The 24,294-nt window shown below is 64.5% G+C and carries 22 protein-coding genes; 8 read left to right on the forward strand and 14 right to left on the reverse strand.

Annotated elements, in window-relative coordinates; all coding sequences use genetic code 11:
* The 3 genes from A5784_RS05160 to A5784_RS38130 all read right to left on the reverse strand — a co-directional run.
* Positions 1–890, reverse strand: an 890-nt coding sequence (locus A5784_RS05160) for a serine/threonine-protein kinase (RefSeq protein ID WP_232005944.1), incomplete at its 3' end; no start/stop codon positions are given.
* 174 nt (positions 891–1,064) lie between these two features.
* Complete coding sequence (gene fmdA / locus A5784_RS05165; protein WP_064942989.1) at positions 1,065–2,321, reverse strand: formamidase; 1,257 nt, start codon at positions 2,319–2,321, stop codon at positions 1,065–1,067.
* Between the two features lie 10 nt (positions 2,322–2,331).
* Positions 2,332–2,556: a hypothetical protein gene (locus A5784_RS38130; RefSeq protein ID WP_064942991.1), complete on the reverse strand. Its 225-nt coding sequence runs from the start codon at positions 2,554–2,556 to the stop codon at positions 2,332–2,334.
* Between the two features lie 240 nt (positions 2,557–2,796).
* Here A5784_RS38130 and A5784_RS05175 point away from each other — a divergent pair, with 240 nt between their 5' ends.
* Both A5784_RS05175 and A5784_RS05180 read left to right on the forward strand, forming a co-directional pair.
* The gene (locus A5784_RS05175; protein ID WP_064942993.1) at positions 2,797–3,816 is read left to right on the forward strand and encodes an acetamidase/formamidase family protein; all 1,020 of its coding nucleotides are present in this window, start codon (positions 2,797–2,799) and stop codon (positions 3,814–3,816) included.
* A gap of 79 nt (positions 3,817–3,895) precedes the next feature.
* Complete coding sequence (locus A5784_RS05180) at positions 3,896–6,751, forward strand: MMPL/RND family transporter (RefSeq protein ID WP_064942995.1); 2,856 nt, start codon at positions 3,896–3,898, stop codon at positions 6,749–6,751.
* Here the strand turns inward: A5784_RS05180 and A5784_RS05185 are convergent.
* Entirely contained in the window at positions 6,748–7,311 is a 564-nt protein-coding gene (locus A5784_RS05185) for a TetR/AcrR family transcriptional regulator (RefSeq protein ID WP_064942997.1), read from the reverse strand. The genes A5784_RS05180 and A5784_RS05185 overlap by 4 nt on opposite strands.
* Before the next feature lie 77 nt (positions 7,312–7,388).
* Between A5784_RS05185 and A5784_RS05190 the strand changes: the two genes are divergently transcribed.
* Complete coding sequence (locus A5784_RS05190; protein WP_064942999.1) at positions 7,389–8,564, forward strand: FAD-dependent monooxygenase; 1,176 nt, start codon at positions 7,389–7,391, stop codon at positions 8,562–8,564.
* A gap of 3 nt (positions 8,565–8,567) precedes the next feature.
* Here A5784_RS05190 and A5784_RS05195 read toward each other — a convergent pair whose 3' ends face one another.
* The 3 genes from A5784_RS05195 to A5784_RS05200 form a co-directional block, all read right to left on the reverse strand.
* A complete protein-coding gene (locus tag A5784_RS05195) occupies positions 8,568–8,990 on the reverse strand; it encodes a nitroreductase family deazaflavin-dependent oxidoreductase (protein WP_064943001.1) in 423 nt (140 codons plus the stop codon).
* A 26-nt stretch (positions 8,991–9,016) separates the two neighbouring features.
* Positions 9,017–9,157, reverse strand: coding sequence for a hypothetical protein (locus A5784_RS38135; RefSeq protein ID WP_156750382.1), 141 nt, complete (start codon positions 9,155–9,157; stop codon positions 9,017–9,019).
* A 294-nt stretch (positions 9,158–9,451) separates the two neighbouring features.
* Positions 9,452–10,915: a glycoside hydrolase family 183 protein gene (locus tag A5784_RS05200; protein ID WP_064943003.1), complete on the reverse strand. Its 1,464-nt coding sequence runs from the start codon at positions 10,913–10,915 to the stop codon at positions 9,452–9,454.
* A gap of 337 nt (positions 10,916–11,252) precedes the next feature.
* On the opposite strand from A5784_RS05200, the gene A5784_RS05205 reads away from it, so the two are divergent.
* Positions 11,253–12,137 carry a cutinase family protein gene (locus tag A5784_RS05205; protein ID WP_232005945.1) on the forward strand — a complete coding sequence of 295 codons (885 nt, stop codon included), beginning with the start codon at positions 11,253–11,255 and terminating at the stop codon, positions 12,135–12,137.
* On the opposite strand, the gene A5784_RS05210 is transcribed toward A5784_RS05205, so the two are convergent.
* Both A5784_RS05210 and A5784_RS05215 read right to left on the reverse strand, forming a co-directional pair.
* Positions 12,130–12,993: a lysophospholipid acyltransferase family protein gene (locus A5784_RS05210; protein ID WP_064943005.1), complete on the reverse strand. Its 864-nt coding sequence runs from the start codon at positions 12,991–12,993 to the stop codon at positions 12,130–12,132. The genes A5784_RS05205 and A5784_RS05210 overlap by 8 nt on opposite strands.
* A complete protein-coding gene (locus A5784_RS05215) occupies positions 12,990–13,607 on the reverse strand; it encodes a TetR/AcrR family transcriptional regulator (RefSeq protein WP_064943007.1) in 618 nt (205 codons plus the stop codon). The genes A5784_RS05210 and A5784_RS05215 overlap by 4 nt, the downstream gene beginning before the upstream one ends.
* A gap of 210 nt (positions 13,608–13,817) precedes the next feature.
* Between A5784_RS05215 and A5784_RS05220 the strand changes: the two genes are divergently transcribed.
* A complete protein-coding gene (locus A5784_RS05220; RefSeq protein WP_064943009.1) occupies positions 13,818–14,288 on the forward strand; it encodes a hypothetical protein in 471 nt (156 codons plus the stop codon).
* 145 nt (positions 14,289–14,433) lie between these two features.
* Entirely contained in the window at positions 14,434–14,589 is a 156-nt protein-coding gene (locus A5784_RS38140; RefSeq protein ID WP_156750383.1) for a hypothetical protein, read from the forward strand.
* A gap of 24 nt (positions 14,590–14,613) precedes the next feature.
* On the opposite strand, the gene A5784_RS05225 is transcribed toward A5784_RS38140, so the two are convergent.
* The 3 genes from A5784_RS05225 to A5784_RS38145 form a co-directional block, all read right to left on the reverse strand.
* Positions 14,614–16,587: an aconitate hydratase gene (locus tag A5784_RS05225; protein ID WP_064943011.1), complete on the reverse strand. Its 1,974-nt coding sequence runs from the start codon at positions 16,585–16,587 to the stop codon at positions 14,614–14,616.
* 155 nt (positions 16,588–16,742) lie between these two features.
* The gene (locus tag A5784_RS05230) at positions 16,743–17,453 is read right to left on the reverse strand and encodes a sensor domain-containing protein (protein ID WP_064943013.1); all 711 of its coding nucleotides are present in this window, start codon (positions 17,451–17,453) and stop codon (positions 16,743–16,745) included.
* A gap of 295 nt (positions 17,454–17,748) precedes the next feature.
* Positions 17,749–18,198: a hypothetical protein gene (locus A5784_RS38145; protein ID WP_156750384.1), complete on the reverse strand. Its 450-nt coding sequence runs from the start codon at positions 18,196–18,198 to the stop codon at positions 17,749–17,751.
* Between the two features lie 205 nt (positions 18,199–18,403).
* On the opposite strand from A5784_RS38145, the gene A5784_RS05235 reads away from it, so the two are divergent.
* Positions 18,404–18,964, forward strand: a complete 561-nt coding sequence (locus A5784_RS05235; protein WP_064943015.1) for a TenA family protein — start codon at positions 18,404–18,406, stop codon at positions 18,962–18,964.
* A 60-nt stretch (positions 18,965–19,024) separates the two neighbouring features.
* Here the strand turns inward: A5784_RS05235 and A5784_RS05240 are convergent, their stop codons facing one another.
* On the reverse strand, positions 19,025–22,069 hold the full coding sequence (locus A5784_RS05240; RefSeq protein ID WP_156750385.1) for a hypothetical protein: 3,045 nt from the start codon (positions 22,067–22,069) through the stop codon (positions 19,025–19,027).
* 268 nt (positions 22,070–22,337) lie between these two features.
* Here A5784_RS05240 and A5784_RS38150 point away from each other — a divergent pair, with 268 nt between their 5' ends.
* Complete coding sequence (locus tag A5784_RS38150) at positions 22,338–22,535, forward strand: hypothetical protein (RefSeq protein ID WP_156750386.1); 198 nt, start codon at positions 22,338–22,340, stop codon at positions 22,533–22,535.
* Between the two features lie 476 nt (positions 22,536–23,011).
* Here the strand turns inward: A5784_RS38150 and A5784_RS38155 are convergent, their stop codons facing one another.
* The gene (locus A5784_RS38155) at positions 23,012–23,257 is read right to left on the reverse strand and encodes a GNAT family N-acetyltransferase (protein WP_353651902.1); all 246 of its coding nucleotides are present in this window, start codon (positions 23,255–23,257) and stop codon (positions 23,012–23,014) included.
* Positions 23,258–24,294: the final 1,037 nt, after the last annotated feature.

Raw genomic sequence — 24,294 nt, forward strand, 5'->3', positions numbered from 1 at the left:
ATGCGATCGTCGGCAGCGTCAGATGTGTATAAGAGACAGGGGACGGCCGGTGCCCCGGACAGGGCGTCGCGGGCGGCTCTGGCCATTTCCCCGGCCGATGCGTACCGGTGGGTGGGGTCCTTGGCCATGCCGCGGGCGATGACGTCATCGAATGCGCGCGGTATGCCGCGGCGCATGATGCTCGGCCGCGGCGGGGCGGAGAACATGTGGGCGCTCATGAGCTGGCGGAGATCGCCGGTCTCGAACGGCGGCCGGCCGATGAGGCATTCGTAGAGCAGGCAGGTCAGCGCGTAGATATCGGCGGGCGGCCCCACGGTGGCGCCGGAGAACCGCTCCGGCGCCATGTAGGCACTGGACCCGATCAGCACGCCCGTCATCGTCACGGTCGCCTCACCGCCGATGTGGGCGATGCCGAAGTCCACGAGGTACGCGAAATCGTCGCCGGTGAGAAGGACGTTCTCGGGTTTGATGTCGCGGTGCACCAGACCGTCGGTGTGCGCGGCATCGAGGGCTGACGCCACCTGTGTGACGATCGACACGGTCCGCGCGGGATCGAGCGGGCCGTTGGTCCTCAGCACTTCTTTGACGCTGGCCCCCTCCACCAGTCGCATGTCGATGTAGAGGACACCATCAATGTCGCCGAAGTCGTGCACCGGGATCACGTGGGGTTCCTGCAGCCGCGCGGCTGCCCGCGACTCGCGACGAAACCGCGCCTGATAGCTCCGGTCGGCAGCCACCTCGGTGCGGAGCAGTTTCACCGCGACCATCCGGTCCTTCACCGTGTCGTAGGCGCGGTACACCTCCCCCATTCCCCCGACGCCTATCAGCGACCTCAGTTCATACGGCCCGAACCGGGTGCCGACGCGCGGGGCGTCGTGGGGGGATGCCATTCCACGATCCTTTCGGCCGCCTGGACACGGTCTGCGACCACCATCCGGGCAGACGACCGTCAGGTCGCCGGTGCACCAGGCGTCGCGGTATCCAGGCGGAGCGGTCGCGCGACGCGGTTTCACCGAGCCCGGGCGGGACGCGGTGGTCTCGGGAACGAGGATAGCCGGAGGTCGTCAGTCGAACGACGAGTGCGGCGCTCCGATGCCCGGGTCGATCGTGACCGGGCCCGATGCCGAGGGCGTCACCGGGAAGTCGAAGATGGCGGTCGGGATGTACACCGTCGCACAGGCATTCGGGATGTCCACCACGCCCGAAAGGCGACCCTCGATCGGTGCGGCACCCAGCAAGAGATACGCCTGCTCAGGGCTGTAGCCGAACTTCGTCAGGTAGTCGATGGCGTGCAGGCAGGCGCGTTGATACGACAGGTGCGAGTCCAGGTAGCGCTGTTCTCCGTCGAGGGTGACCGAGGTGCCGGAGAACGCCAGCCACTCCGAGTACTGCGGATCGGTGTTGCCGGGCATGAATATGGCGTTCTCCCCCACGCCGTAGGTCTCCATGCCGCCGGGGATCACGTCGACCCGCAGATCGATGAAGCCGCCCATCTCGATGGCGCCGCAGAAGGTGATCTCGCCGTCGCCCTGGGAGAAGTGCAGATCGCCGACCGAGAGGTTGGCTCCGTCGACGTACACCGGATAGAACACCCGGCTGCCCTTGGTGAGGTTCTTGATGTCCTGGTTGCCGCCGTTCTCCCGCGGCGGGGCGGTGCGGGCGGCTTCGGCGGCGGCCTTGGTGAAAGCATCCCCGGTGAGGCCGCCGAGGATCGCGTCACGCGGCTCGGGCGGCAGCGCCAGCGGTGGCACCCGATCGGGGTCGGTGGCGATCAGGGCGGCCTCGCGGGTATTCCACTTGGCCAACAAGCCCGTCGAGGGCGCCGTGCCCATCAGGCCGGGGTGCACGATGCCGGTGAACTCGACGTGCGGGACGTGGCGTGAAGTGGCCTTCTGGCCGGAGAAGTCCCAGATGGCCTTGTAGGCGTCGGGGAACTGATCGGTCAGGAATCCGCCACCGTTGAGCTTGGGGAAGATGCCCGTGTAACCCCAGCCCTGGCCGGCCAGCGGACCGGAATCCTCCTGCGGGATCGGCCCGACGTCGAGGATGTCGACGATCAGCAGGTCACCCGGCTTGGCACCTTCGACGGCGATCGGACCGGACAGCACGTGCACCGTCGTCAGCGGCGCGTTGAGGATGTCGTCGGCGGAGTCGTCGTTGACGATCGCACCGTCGAACCACTCGCGACAGTGCACGCGGAACGAGTCACCCTTCTTCACCGTGACCGCGGCCGGAATGTCCGGGTGCCACCGGTTGTGCCCCAGCTTCTCCTGATCGGTGAACTTCTTGGTCGAATCGAGCGGGAACACAACTTCGGGCATTGATCCTCCTTCAGGGGCGGGGCAATTTTTGGTGAAGCGGGTTACGGGAGACCTTCTGCCGCCGAAGCGACGGTGAGGGCGAGGTGACGACGGCAGGACGATCGGCGGTGGCGCGCGTCGAGTCCTGCAGCGCCATCGCGGTCTTGTCGGCACGGCCGAGGTTGGGCGACGACATCATCCGGCGGGCCGCACCGCTACAGCTCGGGCAGTCGATCACGTCGGGACGCGCATCCATCGCAAACCGTCGTTCGGTGGTGGGGCAACCGGAGTCGCAGCGAAACACGTACAGAACCAACGGCTTTCCTCACCATCTCCGGAACTGCGGTCGAGTTATGAGCCACCCTACCCACGGATGGCACTGTGCGCGCGCCACTTTGACAAAAAAATTTCCATCTGGAATTGATTTTCGTATCCGACTCGACGTCATCCTGAAACTCTGGTGCCGAGTGGCCTTGTATCCGTAAGGATGTCCGTCATGGACCACATCACCTTCGTGCCGACCGTCGAGCAGATGAACTACACCTTCGGCGGCGCCGAACCCGTCATGCGGATCAAGCCCGGCACGGTGTTGACCCTCTGGGCCGAGGACGCCTTCGGTGGCCGCATCACCAGCCTCGACTCGGTGGCCACCGTCGCACTGGACACCGAGGACCTCAATCCGCAGACCGGCCCGTTCTGGATCGAAGGCGCCGAGCCCGGTGACACCCTCGCGGTCCATCTGGTCGACCTCACCCCGGCCCGCAGCTGGGGCGCGTCGACGCTGATCCCGTTCTTCGGCGGGCTGACCAGCATCCCGGTCAGTCCCACCCTGCAGGACCCGTTGCCCGAGCGCACCTGGATCTACGAATACGACTCGGCCGCACGCACAGTGGGCTTCTCGGCCCGGGGCAGCGACTTCGAGCTGACGTTGCCCGCCAACCCGATGCTGGGCACCGTCGGGGTCGCCCCCGCGCGCCGGGAGGTCCGCAGCTCACTGGTGCCCGACGCGTTCGGCGGCAACATGGACTCGCCGGACATGACCGCGGGCGCCACCTGTTATCTCCGGGTCAACGTCGAGGGCGCGCTGTTCTCGCTCGGTGACGGGCACTACCGCCAGGGCGAGGGCGAAGCGTGCGGTACCGCCGTCGAGGGCGCCATGAACATCACGGCCATCGTCGACCTCATCAAGGGCGGCGGTGGCCCGGCGTGGCCGCGGCTGGAGACCGACACCCATCTGCTGGCGATCGGTTCCGGGCGCCCGCTGGAAGAGGCGTGGCGGGCCGGCCAGGTGGAGATGATCACGTGGCTGGGCGAGCTCTACGGCCTCGACCGGCTCGACGCCTACCAGCTTCTGACGCAGATCGCGCTCGCGCCGATCGCCAATGTCGTCGACGTGAACTACAGCTCGGCGACCAAGATCGACAAGCGGCTGCTGCCGCCTGCGGCCGCCTACGGCGGAATTCACGCGGAGCTGCGCAGCGCTGCGCGGGCGCTCGGCGCCATCTCCTATCCGTAGGGGGCTCACTAAACGACCGCTCAACGGGATAAGGTCGGCCGCAGCCCTGCCCGAATCCGATACCAAGGTATTTCTCCCGATGGCCGATCCCAGCAAATCCACGACGACCCACGCCGGGATCGCTCGTTGGATTCGCCGACTCGCCATTCCGATCATCCTCGGGTGGATCGGCCTGGTCGTCGTGCTCAACATGACCGTGCCTCAGCTCGAGGCCGTCGCACAGATGCGGTCGGTCTCGATGAGTCCGGACGAGGCGCCGTCGGTGATCGCGATGAAGCGCGTCGGTGTGGTCTTCGACGAGTTCCACTCCGACAGCTCCGCGATGATCGTGCTCGAAGGCGACAAGCCGCTCGGCGACGATGCGCACTACTTCTACAACGACATGGTCGCCAAGCTGAAGGCCGACACCAAGCATGTCGAACACGTCCAGGATTTCTGGGGTGATCCGCTGACCAAGGCCGGCGCCCAGAGCAACGACCTCAGAGCCGCCTACGTACAGGTCTATCTCGTCGGCAACATGGGTGAGACCTTGGCCAACGAGTCGGTGGAGTCGGTCCAGAAGCTGGTCAAAGGCCTGTCCCCGCCTCCCGGCGTCCAGGTGTACGTGACCGGCCCGACGGCACTGGCCGCCGATCAGCAGATTTCCGCCGACCGCAGCGTCCAGATGATCGAGATGGTCACCTTCGTCGTGATCATCACGATGCTGCTCCTGGTCTACCGATCGGTGATCACCGTGATCATCGTGCTGGTCATGGTGGTCCTGGAGTTGTCGGCGGCGCGTGGCGTGGTCGCGTTCCTCGGCTATCACAACCTGATCGGGCTGACACCGTTCGCCACTCAGCTGTTGGTCACGCTGGCGATCGCCGCCGCAACGGACTACGCGATCTTCCTCATCGGCCGCTATCAGGAGGCCCGGGGCAACGGCGAGGACCGGGAACAGGCTTACTACACGATGTTCCACGGCACTGCGCACGTGGTGCTGGGCTCGGGTATGACGATCGCGGGCGCGACGTTCTGTCTGCATTTCACCCGCTTGCCGTATTTCCAATCGCTGGGTATCCCGATGGCGGTCGGCATGGTGGTCGCGGTGTTCGCGGCGCTGACTCTCGGGCCTGCGCTGGTCACGGTGACGAGCCGGTTCGGGCGCACGCTGGAGCCCCGGCGAGCCATGCGAATCCGGGGTTGGCGACGCTTGGGTGCTTTCGTCGTGCGCTGGCCGGGACCGGTTCTGCTCGGCACCATCCTGCTGTCGTTGGTCGGGCTGCTGACGCTGCCGGGCTACCGGACCAACTACAACGACCGCAATTACCTGCCCGCCGATCTGCCCGCCAACGCGGGATACGCCGCCGCCGAACGCCACTTTGCGCCGGCCAAGATGAATCCCGAGTTGCTGCTCATCGAAACCGACCACGACGTACGCAACTCGGCCGACTTCCTGGTGATCGACAAGATCGCCAAGGCCATCTTCCAGGTGCCCGGCATCGGCAGTGTGCAGGCCATCACGCGTCCGGACGGTAAACCGCTGAAGTTCAGCACGATTCCTGCCCAGATGAGCATGGGCGGGGTCATGCAGACGATGAACCGCAAGTATCTGACCGACCGGGCCGACGACATGCTGCTGCAGGCCGACGACATGCAGAAGACCATCGACATCATGGACCGGATGATCACGCTCATGGAGGAGATGAGCGCGACGACGCACAGCATGGTCGGCAAGACCCACGTCATGGTCACCGACGTCGCCGAATTGCGGGACAGCATCTCCGATTTCGACGACTTCCTGCGCCCGCTGCGCAACTACCTGTACTGGGAACCGCACTGCTACGACATCCCGATGTGCTGGTCGATGCGGTCGGTGTTCGACGGCCTCGACGGCGTCGACACCATGACGGCGGCCATCCAGGAGTTGCTGCCCGACATGGACCGACTCGACGCGCTCATGCCGCAGATGGCGGCGATGATGCAGCCGCAGATCGAGACCATGAAGAGCACCAAGACGATGATGCTCACCATGTACCAGACCCAGAAGGGTCTGCAGGATCAGATGGCGGCCATGCAGGACGGCCAATCCGCCATGGGTGACGCGTTCAACGATTCGAAGAACGACGACACGTTCTACCTGCCGCCGGAGACGTTCAACAACAGCGACTTCAAACGCGGCATGAAGAGCTTCATCTCCCCCGACGGAAAAGCCGTGCGGTTCATGATCTCCCATGAGGGCGACCCGCTTACGGCAGACGGCATCAAGCTGATCGACGGGATCAAGCTGGCCGCCAAAGAAGCCATGAAGAACACGCCGTTCGAAGGGTCCAAGATCTATCTGGGCGGCACCGCCGCGACGTTCAAGGACATGCAGGAAGGCAACAACTACGACCTGATCATCGCCGGCATCTCGGCGCTGTCGCTGATCTTCATCATCATGCTGCTCATCACTCGCAGCCTGGTGGCCGCGGCCGTGATCGTGGGGACGGTGCTGGTTTCGCTGGGCACGTCGTTCGGGTTGTCGGTCCTGGTATGGCAACACCTGATCGGGATCGAGCTGCACTTCATGGTGATGGCGATGGCGGTCATCGTGCTGCTGGCCGTGGGCGCCGACTACAACCTGCTGCTCGTCGCGCGGCTCAAGGAGGAGTTACCGGCGGGCATCAATACCGGCATCATCCGGGCCATGGGCGGCAGCGGCTCGGTGGTGACGGCCGCGGGCCTGGTGTTCGCGTTCACCATGATGTCGATGGTGGTCAGTGAGATGACCGTGGTGGCACAGGTCGGTTCGACGATCGGGTTGGGTCTGCTGTTCGACACGTTGGTGATCCGGTCGTTCATGACGCCGTCCATCGCGGCGTTGATGGGTCCGTGGTTCTGGTGGCCGCAGAGGGTTCGGCAGCGCCCGGCGCGGGGCGTGGTGGCGCGGGCGCTGGAGCGCTCGAGCTCCTAGCCCATGACCGACGCCGCGATCAGGAGGTCGGCGGCGGCGTCGACCCGCGGTCGGTCCTTGGTGACCAGCGCGTCCTGGCACAGCCCACGCAGCCCGGACACCACGAGAGTGGCACGTGCGCAAGCGTCCTCGTCGGCGTATCCGATGGTGCGCAACGCCGCGGCGATCGGTCCGATCATCACCTCGACCGCCGTGCGGGCCGACTCGCCGTAGGTCTCGGGGTCGGTGACGGCCAGGCTCAGGACCTGCAGGAGCAGCCGGACATTGCGGCGCTCACCCCCGCGGGTCAGCTCGCGCCACATCGTGCGGGCGGCGTCGGTGAACTGTTGTGCGGTGGTGACGTCACTGAACATCTCCCCCAGCTGCGGACGGCTCGCGTCGAGGGCCTGGGTGAGCAGCTCGGCGCGATCGCCGAAGTAGTACAGCAGCATCCGTTTGCTGGTGCCCAGCGCCTGCGCCATGGGCGCCAGTGACATATCGCCGATGCCGTGCTGTTCGAGATAGGCCACGACCGCCTTCAACAGCTCTTCACGTTTGACGGGATCTGCGGTTCGGGCCACCCCTTGACTGTACCGATCGGTACGTTTATAGTCAATCTTGTATCGATCGGTACACGTATTGCGGAGAAAGGTGAACCATGACCGGCCCGAGAGTCGCCGTCATCGGCGCAGGCATCGGTGGACTGAGCGCCGCGATCGCGCTGCGCGCCAACGGCATCGACGCGACCGTGTACGAACAGGCCCATGAGCTCAAGGCGCTCGGCGCCGGAGTGGCCATCGCAACCAACGGATCGCGAGTGCTCAAGCACCTCGGCGTGGGCGATGCCCTGACGAAGGTTGCCGGCCCGGTGACGCATTACCGCTTTCGCACCTGGCAGGCCGAGCCCATCGCGGGTGAACCGTCGACGCTGTCATTCGGCGATCCGGCCCGCACCTGGTTTCTGCATCGCGGCGAGTTCCAGCAGGTACTCGCCGACACACTGCCCTCTGACTCGCTGCGCCTGGGCCGATCCTGCGTCGGCGCCACCGAGCACGCCGACGGCGTGCGCGTCGAGTTCGCCGACGGCACAACGGTCGACGCCGATCTGGTCGTCGGCGCCGACGGCATCCATTCACGTCTTCAAGGCACGGTGACCGCGCCTGCCGAACCGGTCAGCGAGGGAATCATGGCCTACCGCGGCTTGATTCCCGCCGAACGGGTCGACGGGATCGCCGACATGCACGCCAGTTCCATGTGGCTGGGGCCCCGGCAGAGCTTCCTGGCCTACCCGGTTTCGGCGGGCCGGCTGCTCAATATCGTCGCGTTCGTGCCGACCAATCTCACCGTTGCCGAATCCTGGACCGCGCCAGGCGATGTCGCCGAACTCGCCGCCGCCTACCGCGGTTGGGATCCCCAGGTGAGCGCCATCATCGACGCGATGGATTCGACCTTCCGGTGGGGCATCTACGATCGCGAACCGCTCGACCGCTGGTCATCGGATCGCATCACCCTGCTCGGCGACAGTGCCCACGCGGTCACTCCACACCTCGGGCAAGGCGCCAACCAGGCCATCGAAGATGCCATGACCTTGGCGGTACTGCTCCGCGGCGCACGACCCGACGAACTGCCAGAGCGGTTGCGCCGCTACGAAACTCTGCGGATGAAGCGCACCGGCCAGGTCCGCGCACAGGCTCGCGCCGCCGGGCGTATCTACCGGTCCACGGAGCTGACGCCACGCGCCCAGGCCGAACAACTGCAGACCATTCTCGACAGCGTCGCGATCAACACCTACGACGCCCAGCAGGTGGCCGAGACGGCGCTGGCCACCGCCTGAGTGTCACTTGCGGACCAGTTCGAAGACGGGAATCACCCGATCGGTGCGCGTCTCGTAGTCGGCGAACCCTGGTGCTCGCTGCGTGACGATCTGGTAGATGCGGTCCCGCTCATCGCGAGGAAGTTCACGCGCGGTGACGGGCGCGGGGGCGTCGGTACCGATCTCGACCGTGACGTCCGGGTTGGCCCGAATATTGAAGGCCCACGAGGGATCCCGGTCCCGTCCCGCTGACGATCCGACGATGTAGATGGCCCCGTCGATGTCGAAGTAGGCAACCGGATTGACCCGCTGCGCCCCGCTCTTGGCACCCGTGGAGGTGAGCAGCAACAGCGGGAATCCCTCGAACTGGCCGCCGACCTTGCCACCGTTGGCGCGGAACTCCTCGATGTTGCGTTCGTTGAAGTCGCGTTCGCCCTGATCCGTCATGGCTTCATCGTGGCACGTTTACGGGACTACCTGCCGAGAGCGGCGAGTTCCTGTGGCGTGACCAGACGCTCCTGCTCGGCGGGATAGCGCCGGCTCATGATGGGGCGACGGATCAGCAGGAGGGCGATCCGCGCGGTTCGCGTGTCGAACGTTCGGCTCATGTTCACGGTTTCACTCCATCCCTCTGATCGTCCGTCGAATACACGACGTGTAGGGCCGCCAGGTTCACCTGGGAAGTGATCTCGCGCCCTTCGTGCACTCATATCACTCTGGAAACATTGGACTTCTTCTGTCACTTTTAGAACACGACTCAGTCACATCTCGCACCCTATGGCGCGCCTTAAGCATTTCCAGTAGGCGACTGTGAGAAAGTGCCGCGCTCCCGCCGACACTACGGTTTCTTGTGCATTTTCGGGGATTTGACGCCAAGACCCGTAGTCTCGGCGAAGTGGTCGAACCCGTTACGGCAAGACGGTTTTCATCAACATCACGTTGTAGGCCGACCACAGCGACAGGTTGAAGTACAACTCCTTGCCCGTCGACCACGGATGCAGGAACGGCGCGTAGATGCCGCCCGGGAACTGCATCGAGGACACCAACATCTGTTCGGGACTCCACGGCCCTTGTGGCGCAGGGGCAGTGCGTGCGACGACGTCGTTGGCGCCATTGCAGTAGAGCACCAGATACTGCTTGAGGTACGTGTTGTACTGGGCTGACATCTCTCCGACCGGACCCGGGATCACCGGGGTGGCCGCGGCAGGATTGCCGGGCACCCAGGAATTGCTGTCGCCGTTCCAGTACTCGTAGCGTCGTTGATCCGGCACAGCGCCTTGGGGAACTCGGGCGATGTAGGCCGATCCCCCACGCCCTGACGGCGTGCCGAACGTGTAGAGGTACGGGTCACCCGGCCCTGGCTTGAGGAATGCCCCCATCTGGAAGTTCTCGTTGCCCGGCACAGCGGCAAGCCTGGGCACGGAATCACCCACCGCGCGGATGCTGCTGGGATACACCCCCCAGTTCTCGCCGTTGTCCTGGGACACCGCGATGCCCGAGAAATTGGTGTCCCAGAAGCCGTTGTCGCCCCAGCGCTTGATGGACATGAAGTTCAAGTACTGATTTCTGCCGACCGAGACGCCGGATGTCGGGATGATCCCGACCTCGGTGGGCGCCCACTTGATGCTGTTGACGATCTGCTTGGAAAGCCCCGGCGCCCACACCGGCGAGCCCGAATAGCGGTTGGCCTTCACGCCATTGGGCACGGAAATGGTCTGCGACAGCGAACCGTCCTGACTGCGGAACAGGGTGTTGTAGCGCCACTGTTGTCCGCGGACGCTGCAGTAACCGTAGGTATCCCCGAAAGCCATCAGCACCTGATGCGCGCCGGGATCGCCGTTGTCCCACATGATCCCGAGATCTGTTCCCGAGATGGCGAACCGCTGGATGGTGTTGTTGGGGCTGTCCGGGCCGGTCACCCAACCCACGAGTGACGTTCCGGGCGCGGCCGGTGCAGGCGCGGCCTCGGGCGCCGGGGCCGGCGCCGCGTTGGGAACGGGCTGAGCCACGTTCGGCTGAGCGGGGTTGTTCGGAACGACAGGACGTGGCGGTGGTTCCACCGCCGCCTGCTGGCGCACCGGCGCGGAGTGCTGGCTCAACGGCGAGAGCGCGTTGAGGAGCATCTTGGGCAGCTGTCCCAATCGGGGCAGCGGCGCACTGTCATTCGCACCGGCAGGCCGGTGACCCGTTGGCGGGCGGTTGAGCCCGGGCAACGCCGGAGTGGCCACGGCGTTGGCGGGCGGCTGGGCAGCGGCGGCGGCTCCCGTGCACGGTTCGGCGCCCGCGGGAGGGGCGACGCCGATTGCGACGACGAGCCCCATAGCGGCCGCCGACGCCACCGACAGTGATGCGATTCGAGGACGCGGCGACATCTCACCCCTTCCAGAGGGCACGACGTCCCATTGACGTCACTAGCTGACTGATGTGACGATAGTGACCGAAGTGAAGGTTGCTGCTCCTGATGCATCGATAGGTATGCTTCTGTGACCGTGTCGCAACCGTCGGCGTCCGGGCCCAAGGCCTCCGGTGTGGTATTTCGGTCCACCCCCGGACGCACGGCGAATTCGCGACAGCTGTGCGTATTGTGCTGCCCGCAAACAGGATTCACCGCGCCAAAAAGCGGTGCCTGCGGGTTCTCAACAGGTGAACAGCAATAAAATGTCGTTCAACTGGCGCGCGCACATCGTTTCCATGTGTCAGCATGTGTGCGTGGAGGCACGCCACATCGCTCTTCTGATCGGCGCCGCGACAGCGGTGCCGACGATATTGCTGGGCGCGCCAACGTTATCCGCGCAGGCGGCCACGTGCCCCGACGCCGAAGTGATCTTCGCCCGCGGAACCACTGAAGACCCGGGCCTCGGCCCCACGGGTGAAGCATTCGTCAATTCCCTGCGGTCGCGTCTCAGTGGCAAAACCGTTGGCGTGTACGCGGTCGACTACCCCGCCACGATGGACTTCCCGACCGCCGTCGACGGCATCTCGGACGCCCGCGCACACGTCCTGGCCACCGCATCGAACTGCCCGCGCACCAAGATGGTGATCGGCGGGTTCTCCCAAGGCGCCGCCATCGCAGGCTTCGTCACCGCCAGCGTGGTTCCTGACGGCGTTCACGCGACGGACGTGCCCACCCCGCTGCCGCCCGACATCTCCGATCACGTCGCCGCGGTGGCCCTCTTCGGCAAACCGTCGACGCGGTTCATGAAAGCCATCAGCGAGCCACCGATCGCCATCGGCCCGCTCTACGCGGCCAAGACCATCGACCTGTGCGTCGACAATGATCTCGTCTGCGCATCCGACGGTAGAAGCTTCTCCGCGCACAATCAGTACGAAGAAGCCGGCATGGTCGACAAGGGCGCATCATTCGTCGCCAACCAGCTCCAGGCCAGCTGGGCCGCCGACGCTATCGCGAATCCGCCGGCGGCCGGACCCGCACCAGGCCCGGCCCCGGCACCCGCCGCACCCGCGACCTTGACGCCGCTGCCGGCCGCACCCGCGCCCTCGCAGCACCTCCCGGCGACGGTTGCCGCACCGGGTCCGGCACCAGCGGCGACGCCCTCCCCTGTACCGCAGGCCCCCGCCGCACCGCTCACCTAGCCGGTAAGGCGCATCCAGGCGGCATCACGGCCGCTCCCCAGGCCCAGGGCGCCAGGTTGCGGAATGGGTCGCCTGCACGGATCTCCTGCAACTCGGCCAGGTCGGATTCGAGTGTCGACTTGGTCTTCGCCCGGACCGTGGCCACCCAGTCGTCGGCCGCGACATCCGCCGGACGTGCGGTGTCGATGGGCGCGGAGAACCGGGCGTACAGGCGCTGCGGGCGCGGCACCAGGGTGGGACCGATACCGCGCATCAGCTGGATCGCCATATCCGTTCGCCCACTGAGTAATTCGCTGGCACGCCCGCTCACGCGCGACCATACTCCTTCTCGCGTTGTCAGGATCTTGTACACGTCGTCGCCACCGATCACGGCCGCGGTCACGATCGGGTAGCTGTGCTCGGCCGCGAGCCGGGCGAATCCGGCGCGGTCCCCCCACAGCAGTGTGTAGAGCTCGTCTTTGGCCTTGGCGATTTCCCGGCCACCACCGGGGAACACCAGGATGGGCTCGTTGGCCGACATCAACTCTCCCGCGGCGCGAGGTTCACCCACGATGCCGCCACCGGCCGCGACGAACTCGGCGGGAAGTCCCTTGAGCTTGCCGAACTGTCGATCCATCAGCGCCCGGACACGAATACCCAGATGGCGTTGCACCTCATAGAGAATCAGCCCGATTTCCGTCGACGCCACGGCGGTGTGGTTGCCCACGATGAGGAATCTGCCGTCGACAGGCAGGTTTTCAAGCCCGTCGACATAGGGTTTGTACACTGGCCGGACGTGGTCCCACTTTCGCGCGGCCGCCAGGATGCCTTTCTCGATAAGGTCAATCCGGGCCTGTCTGTCGTTGAGCGACTTCATGATTGACCTTCCATGACGGCGTGCATCCGCACGGCGATGTGACGGACGTGCGGTGCCGGGGAATCCGCCCCCTCGGTCCCGGGTGACGTAGCCATCCACCGGTCCATGCCGAGGCGGACAGCGGTGACAGCCAACGCGGCAATCACTGTGGGGTCATCGGCGTCGTCGATGCGCTCCCCGGCCCGTTCGGCGATGGTGTCGGCGATCTGTTGCGCGAGATGGTCAACCCGTGCGAGGAACGCTGCCAGGACGCTGGGATGCTCGGAGGCCACCGTCAGCGCCTCTTTCATCACCTCACGTTGAGGCGGCAGCTCAGCCACGTTCGCCATCAGCAGGTCGATGACATCGGTGAGCATCTGCCGAGGGCTGCAGGGCCCGGCGGCGATGAACGTGCGCACTCGATCGGCCGCAAGCTCGAACGGCCCGTGTACGAGCGCCGCTTCCTTGCTGGAGAAGTAATTGAAGAAGGTGCGCTGCGAGATCCCGGCGCGGGCACTGATCGCGTCGACCGTCACCTTGTCGAAGCCCTCATCGCGGGCCAGTTCCAAGGTGGCGCGGTGGATCTCCGTCGCCGTCTCACGGCGCCGTCGCTGACGTAGCCCTTCGGATTCCACACCATGATTATTGCAGACTCTGCAGACTCTGCAGACTCTGCAAACTTTGCACACTACGCAGACGTGCTGACGGTCGCATTCCTCGACTGCAGCTGTTTGCTCAGTCAACGACGACCTCGTTCGCCGTCTGCGGTTTTCGAGTGTTTTCGTCTTTTGCCGAGATCAATTGCTCACACGTTGCTACCGTGCGGCCAGACGAGAGGAACACTCATGCGTGTCACCCCGAACACCTGTGCTCTTGCAGCCCTCGCGGTTGCCGTCGGTCTCACGGCCTCCGCCTGCAACGGCTCGACGGAATCGGCGGCTCAGACAACGACACCTGCCGCAGCTCCGGCGGCCGTGGACCTGCCGTCGCTGATTCCGGCGCCTGCTGACACCCAGCAGACCAAGGGCCCCAATCAGATCGCCGACAACGGCATTCACATGTTCTACCAAGTCAACGGCGCACCCAACGACGTCCTCAACGCCTATAAGTCGGCGCTCGAGAGCAAGGGTTGGCAGGTGACGACCATCGTGACATCGGCAGGCGGCAGCTCGGGTGGCGGCGCCACCTACACCGGAACCCACGGCGACGCATACGGCGTGTTCGACGGCGGCGGGTACAACACCAGCACCTTCATCGACGTCTGCACGTGGCCGGCCAAACCGGCAAACCCGAATTGCAGCCGCAGCGACCGGTAGGCGCCGCGCCCGTTTGACACACCGATCCCACTGCCAGCGACACCGGTGCGAGCGTTACTTGCGCCCAACAGGTTTGGAACTGACGAAACTGGCAATTCCTCCTCGCGACAGATTTTCCGTTGCTACCTAGAGGATCGGACTGACCATGATTGTGCTCGGCATCATCCTTCTGTTGATCGGCTACTTCACCGGGTTGTCGATCCTGTACACGATCGGTGGCATCCTCGTGGTGATCGGGGTCATCCTGTGGATCCTCGGCGCTGTCGGCCGCCCTGTCGGCGGGCGCAAAGTCTGGTTCTAGCCCAGCGGTGGAGGCGCTACGGCCCTACTCCGCCAGCAGCGGGATCACTCCGCCTGCAAGCACGGCCATGACCTGGCGCTTCGACAGTCGATGAGACAACGCGACGTCGATGCGCCGGGTCTGGTCGTGGGCCGTCAGCGGCGTCCCCGCCCGCAGCGCATCACGCACTCCGTCGATACGCAGCACATCGCCTTGGGCGATTCGGTCGTAGTCCTCCGGGTTTGCGAACTCGAGCGCGAGGATGCCGAAATTCGCCAGGTTCTGCCAGTGAATCCGGGCAAACGATTTGGCAATCACCACCCGCAGGCCCAGATATCGCGGAGTGATGGCAGCGTGCTCACGCGATGAGCCCTGACCGTAGTTCTCTCCACCGAGGATCACATGCCCAGTGCCGGAGGCGATCTCAGCCGCCCGCGCGGGGTACGTCTCATCGATCTGGGTGAACGTGAACTCGGCCAGCTTCGGGATGTTGGACCGAAATGGCAAAGCCCGACCGGCCGGGGAGATTTCGTCAGTGGAGATGTTGTCGCCGACTTTCAACAACACCGGCGCTTCGATGTGGTCCGGAATCGGGTCGAAGTCAGGCAGGCCGGAAATGTTGGGTCCCTTGACCAACTCCACCTGCCGCGCTTCGGATTCGGGCAGCGGCGCCACCAGCATGGCGGTGTTCACCGACGCGTGAGAAGGCAGATTCAACTCCGGGTAGGCCAGACCGAGCTGCTCGGCCAGATCACGCGGGTCGGTGATCTGACCCGTCAACGCCGCGGCCGCAGCCGTCTCCGGCGAGCACAGCCACACAGCGTCCTCGCGGGTGCCGGAACGACCGGGGAAGTTGCGGGGCATGGTGCGCAACGAGTTTCGGCCTACCGCGGGCGCCTGCCCCATCCCGATACAACCCATGCACCCCGATTGGTGGATCCGCGCTCCGGCGCGGATCAACTCGAACGTCGCCCCCATCTTCGTCAAATCCTCCAGGATTTCGCGCGACGACGGGTTGACGTCAAAGCTCACCGCGCTGTCGGTTTGGCGGCCGCTGACCATCGCGGCAACGATGGCGAAGTCCCGCAGTCCGGGGTTCGCCGACGATCCCACCACCACCTGGGCAACCGGTTCGCCGGCAACCTCGCGGACCGGCACCACATTGCCCGGTGACGTGGGTTTGGCGATCAGCGGCTCGAGTGTCGACAGGTCGATCTGTTCGGCGATGTCATAACGCGCACCATCGTCGGCCAGCAACTCGGTGTAGTCGTCCTCCCGGTCCTCTGCGCGCAGGAACTCCCTGACCGCACTGTCAGCGGGGAACACCGAGGTGGTGGCCCCGAGCTCGGCGCCCATGTTGGCGATCACGTGGCGGTCCATCGCGCTCAGCGTGGCGACGCCCGGCCCGTGGTACTCGATGATCCGGTGCACCCCACCTTTGACGCCATGGCGGCGCAGCATCTCCAGGATGACGTCCTTGGCCGAACACCACTGCGGCAGTTCGCCGGTCAACTCCACACCCCAGATCTCCGGCATTCGGATGTAGAGCGGACGACCGGCCATGGCGAGCGCGACCTCCAATCCCCCGACGCCGATGGCCAGCATGCCCAGCGCGCCGCAGGCCGGCGTGTGCGAATCCGAGCCCACCATCGTCACGCCCGGTTTGCCGAACCGCTGCATGTGGGTCGGATGCGAGACGCCATTGCCGGGCTTTGAGAACCACACGCCGTACCGCCGGGACGCGGACAACAGAAATTCGTGATCCTGCGCGTTCTTCTCGTCAGTCTGCAGCAAATTGTGGTCGATGTACTGGGCGCTGAGCTCGGTGCGCACGCGGTCCAGCCCGAGGGCTTCCAGCTCCTGCATCACCAGGGTGCCGGTCGCGTCCTGTGTCAACGTCTGATCGATGCGTAACCCGATCTCCTCGCCGGGACGCATCTGCCCGTCGACGAGGTGCGATCCGATCAATTTGGCTGCGAGGGTGTAGGGCCCTTCCTCACCGGGAAAATCAGTCGGCATCTCAACTCCTGCCAGTTACCTGTCCGGCGCCGCCCGTCGGCGCCGTCCTTAGGAGTTCCCATTGAGCTGCGCGGCTAATAGCGGTTGGCGCGATTACCGGAGTGCTCCGGCGGGAATCCGCATGCCTCCCGCGCCGAACTCTTGTCAGCGTGAGCCTACGGTTTCTGCCACGGCGGCTTCTCGACCCGTGCGGCTATCTGTTGGGCGATCTTGACGGCCGAGTCCGCAGGGTTGGCGCTGCACGTGTTGACGTCGACCACGACGTTGTTGTGCGCGGTCAGGGCCCGACCACAGGCCCAGCCGCCCGCCTGCGCGTTGGACTGGGTGCTGAGGGTGCTCAGCATCCCGTCCTTGTCCGATATGGGTGCCACGTCCCACTGGGTGCCGGACTGTGTGTGCCTGTAGTGCGTGCACGCGGGCCACTGTTTGGCCGAAGCGTCGTAGAACGCCTTGGCCTGATCGGCGCTTCCGTAGAGAACCACCGCCTGATGGGCGTAGTGGACGAAGGTGTCGGGCTCCCTCATGGTCACATCGAAGACGTTGGTGTAACCACTGTTCGCATAGATGGGCGCCTGCACCGCACCGTCGATCGCCAGACAATCTCGAGGCTCCATCGTCGCGCTGTCGTCAGACATTTCGGTGTTGGTCGACGTCACGACCATGCCCCCGGCCGCCATGGTCGCGTTGATCTCCTCCGGCGAAAGCAGCAACGCGGGCAGGATCTTTGGGGCCAGCGGCAACGGAGCAAACGACGTGATCATGGGCGTGGTCGGCGTTTTCGCGGCCGGTTGCTCCTGTGACTGGCCACAGCCCGCCGCAAGGATGCAAGCAGCACTGACGGTGATCGCGGTTGCCACAAAGCGCATGTGTCGTCCCCTATGTCTGCGCCAGCACATCTGAGTCGCGGTGACTATTTTCCTACCCTTGATGTGTCCAGGGAAACAACAAAGTCGTTTTCAGCGCGGGACATCCCACGCGACATGTGAAGACTTTGCTAAACCGTTACCGAATCACCACCACCGGGGCACAGCGAGTCGACAACCCTTGAGCCGGGTGTCCCAACCTGGATCAGGACTTTTCGCTCGAAAACTTCTGCGCGGCAATGGGGATGGGTATCAGGTCCTCTCGACGAGAGGCACCGTTTCTGCTTCGACTGCGCAGTTACGGTTCGCACACGAACGTCGGCGACGACGTCCAGGTCGCCGTGGAGCCGGGGTGCGTTGTGTCATAGGTGGTTCCAGACGCCGTGCCGTCACCTCTCACATTGCCTTCGTAGTGTCCGACCGAACCGTTGTCCCAGTACACGTCCATGAAGATAAAGTTCCCATCGATAACACCCTTGGGCGAACCGTGCATCCTGGGCACGGGGTCATTTGATGGCCGGCCTATCGCTGTCCCAGAGGGCGTTCGGGGGAAATTAACCTGGGCACCGCTGAAACTCATGGTCCAACCGTTGGACTGGTAGAAATCGTTGCCCTGGCCGAAATCCCACTGTGCACAATCGTCCGCGTGGGCCAACGGAGCGGTTGTAGCCAACGCAAGAACACTTGCTCCCGTCGTGCAGGCGGCCCGCGCCGCGGTGGCCAGTTTCTTGCGGGTAATGGTGTTCATGATGTGTTCCTCCCTTGAGTCCCAGACTCGCTCGCATTCACGAGCAGGACACCGCGGGGTGTCCTACAGCCAAGACTGGCACCGCCGTGGCAGCCGTGGTAGAGGTTCGGCCAGAAGTTCTGGGTTTGCCGTCCGGCTAGACGCGGCCAGCAATCCTCAGAGGCGCCGAGCATGACCCAGCACTCCTACGACTAAAGTGCGTGCAGTGTTCGATGACCTCTGGGCTGCCGCAACCCAACACACTTTTCTGCAGGCCGTTCGTGACGGCACCGTCTCCAACGCGGCATTCGACCGATGGCTCGCGCAGGACGCGTTGTTTGTCGCTGATCTGCTGACCTTTCAGGCTCGGCTGCTGGCGCGGGCGCCGCGGTCTGCGCAGGCGGTCCTTGTCGGCGGGTGCACGGCATTGGTCGCCGAACTGGACTGGTTCGAGGACCAGGCCGCGCGGCGCCACATCGACCTGCCTGCCGCGCCGCAGCAGGCGACGCTGGCCTACCGGGAACTGCTGCAACGGCTCGACAACGAGCCCTTCGACGCGGCCGTCACCGCACTATGGGTCATTGAGCGGGTGTACCTGCTGGCCTGGACACATGCGGCGTCACCGACCACGCCCTTCCGAGAGTTCGTGGAGCATTGGACGGTGCCGGAATTCGCTGCCTACGTCGATGGTCTCGCCGCTCTCGCGGCGGACGGGCACGACTCGTTGGTGGCAGAGGTGCTCAAGCTCGAAGTGTGGTTCTGGGACATGGCGTTGGAAACGCCGTGACAGCCGCAAAGTGCTGATTCGCGTACTGCGATCGCCTCGTCGCGGCTGATGCCGCTACGGCTACGGCTTAGCGAGAGTTGGCGCGTCGTCTGACTGGGGCATCTCGGGCGGCGGCGATTTGGCTGTCAGCGGACCCATGGGCTCGGTTGCCGGCTGATTCGAGTCCGGGCCGCCCCGCAAGGTCGGCGCCTCATCGGACGCGGGACCCGAAGGAAGATCTGATGGTTCAGCACCTCGCGCGCCTCGCCCCTGAGGGACCGTTGGAGGCGAGGAGTCAGGCGCGGTTAGCAGCGCAGCATCGGCCCTGGCGCGGACGGCGTCCGATTCTGCGTTCACGCGCCTCATGACGGGGTCGAACCGCGCCTGCACCGCATAGGCGTCCCTCTCTTCCGGCAGGGTCTTGTAGCGCTGCTCCCAACCGAATGCTGCATCGCGGGCGTCGTTCATTTCTTTCTCAGCGATCTCGATAAGTTGTTTGGAGGCAGGAGGTTTGCGGACCAGTATCTCATCGAGTTGCGCGTTGAGCTTTTGCCACCGCGCTGTGGCATCGTCCATCTCCTGGTAGATACGCTTCCTTTCCGCCGCTCCCGCGCCGAAGATGCTCTCGTACCATTCCCGCGCTGCCTTCGACTCGGCACTGCCCGCCGCCAGTGGCTCGTTCACTGCCTGGTCCGCCACCATCCTGGGAATCCGGAGTTCCTCCACGAGCTCGATGGGCTCCAATCCCTCAGCGGCCTTCATGCGCGCCATCATCCAGAACTGCTCGGCGTGGCGAGCCTCGTGGTAGGCACAGCTCACCACGTCCTCGAATTCTGCATCGGTCAGTCTTTCCTTGGCCAGCAGCTTGCCGAGAACCTCAACGTTCCAGGGGCCCTTGTCAAATGCCATGTACCCCTTGTTGTCGAAGATGGCCATCGCCGCGGGGATGCCCTTCTCCTCCAAGACCGGATTGACGATGCCCACCAATGCGTTCAGCCGTGTTCGCGCGTCGGCCGGCTCGAGGAAGAACTTCTTGACGCCAACTGCAAGTCGGGCCGTCTTCTCCATCGTGGCCATCTCACCGAGTGCGATTCCCAAGATCTCGTCGGCCGCCCCGCCTCCGATGCCTGCTCGACTTCCCAGGAAGTTGCGCGCCGCCTCGACATCCTCGGCTGCCGTCGACGAAGCTGTCGACGCCCGTCGTTGGCGCATGAAGCCCTGAAGGTCGTCCGTGACCTCCGAACGCCAATTCTCCAGCCGCCGAACGCTTGCCGTGTTGACCGCCTTCGATTCGATAGTGGCCCAACCGCCCGCCCGCTCAATGGTTTTCGCCGGTCCGAGAACCTCAATGCCCTGCGACAGCGCCTGGTCGGCGTCAGTCGGAGCCAACGTCGCCAGTTTCGCGAGGGTGGCACCGACATCATCTGCACTCTTCGCACCGCCGGCGGCGATGAACGCGTTGATACTGCGGCCGGCGGCCGTATCTTTGCCCACGATGGTCAGCAGGTCCTCGGCCTTCTGCCCGGAACGAGCGACGACAGAGCCGACGCCGTCACGCTCGATTGCCTGCCCCACCACGATGACGCGTTCCTCGGCTGACAGTGCCGAAAGCCTCGTCAACTTCGCGGTGACCTCTTCTGCGGCCACGAGCCCGGCGACGCGCGCCGCCGCCACCCCAGACACCGCGGCGTGCCCGAGCATGAACACGTCCAGAAGTGCTGCGGCTGTGTCCAGCGCAGCCGTCGTCGCTGCGTCATTCGCTTCCTCTTTGCTCACCACCGCGCTGTCGTCGTTGAACCCGGTCTTGCTAGCGGCGCCCTGCTGAAGCGCCTGATCCCACGAGTTGGCCGCGACGGCGCCCGACGATGCAGCGCCGATCAACGCTCCGACGACTGGGGTGGCGGCGCCGCCGGTGCCGATCTCCACGGCGATGATCAGGGCCATCGTGGCGAAGCCGAGCGCCGCTTTCATTGACTCCTCAGAGCCCTTTTCATCGACGACGTATGCCTTCAGGAACTCGCGGTCGAACGCGTTCGGATACTTGGAGCCGTAGAGCTTTTCGTGGACCGGCAGAAGGTGTTGAAACCCGAGCGATTGGGTCGTGACGTTTGCGCGGGTCTCTTTGATGTTGTCCAGGATCTTCGTGAACGCTCCGCGGATCTGCACGCGGGCTTCCTCAAGGCTGTGACCTTGCGTCGCGGGCTGGCCCTGGGCTGCGGGTGCTCCAGAACTCACTCCGCTGACATCGCCTCCGATTGAAGCGAGGGCGTACAGCGCCGGATTCTGGTTGAGGATGCGGTTGATCGCCTTCTCCAGGCCGTTGTACGCCGCTTGCACCTGCTCGTTGTTGGCCATCGGTGACTGTTCGTTACCGTCCGGCGTATACGGTGGATGCTCGCCGGGCTTGAAGGTGAAGTGCTTTCGCAACTGCTCCTGAGTTCCGGGCGCACCGGCCGGAGGGGCGCTGTCCGTCGGCGTCTCCGGGGCCGGTACCGGCACCGGGCCCTCGGCGTAACCGACATCCAATTTGAGCAGGTTCTGCATCGACTCCTTGAGGTCAGTGACACGCTTGGCCAGTTGTTGTTGCTCGGTCATCGCGGCGTCCTGAGCGGCGGTGGGCTGAACAGGAGCACCACCGTCGACGGCGACGCCAAGCCGCCCCGCCTCGTCGGAGATGTGCTTGGCGTTGTTCTCCAGATTTCGGTCAGCAAGATCTCGTGTCGCCCAGGCGAAATCGGACTCCATGATCCTCATCCATGGGACATTGTTGATTTCAGCGCCACGGTCTTCGCATCGCTTCCACATGTCGTAATCGGATTGCGTCATCGACGGCTGGTGACCGTAGGCCTTCCACGCTTCTTCGAGTGTTCTCTCGTCGTCTGGGCCAACCCACATGTTGGTGAGGACGATGTTGCAGATCGACAGCAGTTGTTGCGAATTGATCGGCGGGAACGGCCGGAAAGGCTTGAGGCTGTCGGAGTCTCCTGTCTTGATGGCCTCGTCGAGCGTCTTGGGATTGGCTTCATCGGCGCGCTGGACCACCTGAGTCTGGGTATTGCCGGCTAACATCCGACTGACAGCCAGATTGCCCGCAGTGCGCTGCAATGCCATCAGGCTGACCGGCACCGTCTTTGTGTATCCCGTGGAAAGGCTCGACGTCTCCTGCTTGCGAGTCGGCCTCGCGGTGCTCGCGCCAGCCGCCTCCGCCTGTGGCAGGTGGTGTTCCACAGGTCGATCGTATGTTGACCCACGGTGCCCAAAGGCGCAGTCTTTTGTTCCCTCTCAGCCGCTCGTACAACGAAAGCCGTTCAGCTGGAGTCAGTTCAAATATCCCACAGCTTCCTCGCACCGTTCCTGCATCAGATGCAGGCGCAAAAACTAGTCAGCACACACGATGGCAAAGCAGGCGACGACCATCTTGGGCGTTGCTCTGCAACTTGGAGTCATGGCCAACGTGCTCGGCGCCAATCCGGTGCGAGACGTCCAGCCCCTGCGCGCCCAGACTCGCCCCAACGGCGCAGTGGCGCTGACTGCCGGGGAACTGCGCACGCCTGTTGCGCAGGCTCGAAGCATCCCCGTTTTGCCGGGGTGACGTCCTCATCGACCCGACCACGCTGACATAGCGACCGGCCTTCGGCGCTCGAAATTACTCGCATCACTGGACGGACTTCGGTGCTGACGCCAACACCCTGACCGTTACCGGCAAGCTGAAGCAGGGCGCCGGCAAGAGACTGATCCGCGTGGACGACACGAAGTCGGCCGCTGGGCGTCGCACGCTTCCGCTCTCCCAGTTTGCGGTGGACATGCTGCGCGTCTGCCGGGCCGCACCCTACATCGTCTCTTCCATCGACTGAAAGCTCCAACAGCTCAAAGCAATCGCGACGGCTCACGTCCATCCCCGGTCGCGGCGTCATGAACCACGTGGAGGTTGCGGGCACATCCTGGTGCAGCTCGTTGTAACTCATCGCGGTCCGAACGCACGCGAACCGGCGCACCGGACCTGACGGCACCGTGGTGTACTCCGTTTCACGACGCCGTCGAACAAAGGCGTGCCAAAGGCGCTCCTTTCTAGTGCACTCGAAAGACGAGATAAACTGAGCCCCAGTCGATCACGTGCCGTACACCAATCCGACCATAACCGCGGCCACGGTTCGCCGGATCCCGTGTGAAAACGCCAACCTGCGCGAAGGGGTTCCACCAGTCAATGCCGTGCAGCGAGCGTTCCCCGACCAATTCGCCGTCGTCGGTTGCCATAACGAAGGTGTACTCGGTACCGGTTGCGGGCCCGCCGTGGCGGCGATCTTGCGCCGCAATCCCGCCGGGCTACGCGGACGCCAGTAGGGCGGCCCGTGTTGCGCCAGTTCCTCCCAGTCCGCGCATGCGGCTACAACGTACGCGACGTCGCCTTCCGCCATCGCCCGGATTCAGACCGCCGCCCGCCCGTTTCCGTCCGTGTTCCGCCCAGAGTCCGTCTGCCTCAGCGTAATTCAGAGATGCTGCTTATTAGCCTGCAGACTTACAAGTAGCGCGTCTAACCACTGAAATCCGTCAGAGGGCGATCCTTTGAGTCCCGTCCGCAGTGTGTCGCTTCACGCGTTTTGAGTAAACGAACATCCGCCCCAGCAGCCCTTCGCGCGAAAGACCAGCAGGAACATCCCGGGCCGAGGCCGGGGCGTCGTTGATGACGACGTATCTGTTTCGTCCTGTGAATACAGCGATTACCTTCCCCAGGCTCTTCGCACATGCCATCGGCAAGGACTGCCAGCAGCGGGTCGTAGTCTTGGTCATCGATCCCGTCAGGGTATGCGGCTCGCAGAATGGTCAAGACTGGCTGCAGGCAACCCTCAAGGGGCATCGTTAGACTCCTTGTCCGATGCGGGATTCGGCAGTTGCGTCACCTTGTGCTGTGCAACGAGATTCGCGGAGGCTTGAAATCAGCTTCGCCTCGCCATCGTCGGCCAGCCCACTCCAACCATCGCGAGAAGGCTGCTTGGTTGCTGTGTATCTGCTGCCAAAAGACAGGTAGTCCACTACGCGCGTCCCCCGAACGATCCGCAAGCACAATCGACCTTGTACAAACAGACCAGGGCTACCTGTGGCTACGCCGCTGACCAACGGGGAAGAAGGAGCGATGGATATTCAGGATAAGTGGGCGTTCTGTAGCAAGTGCGCCACTTTGTTTTGGAACGGTCACGTCAACAAAGGGCAGTGCGCCGCAGGCGGTGGCCACAACGGCGACATCACACTTCCATACTTCGTCGCCCACAGCGGCGCTGCAGGCCCAGACCAAGTCAATGGCTTCAGATTCTGCGAAAAGTGCCACATCCTCTACTTGCAGAAGGACTTGGATC

This window comes from Mycobacterium sp. 852013-50091_SCH5140682 (genome assembly GCF_001665685.1).
Classification (GTDB): Bacteria; Actinomycetota; Actinomycetes; order Mycobacteriales; family Mycobacteriaceae; genus Mycobacterium.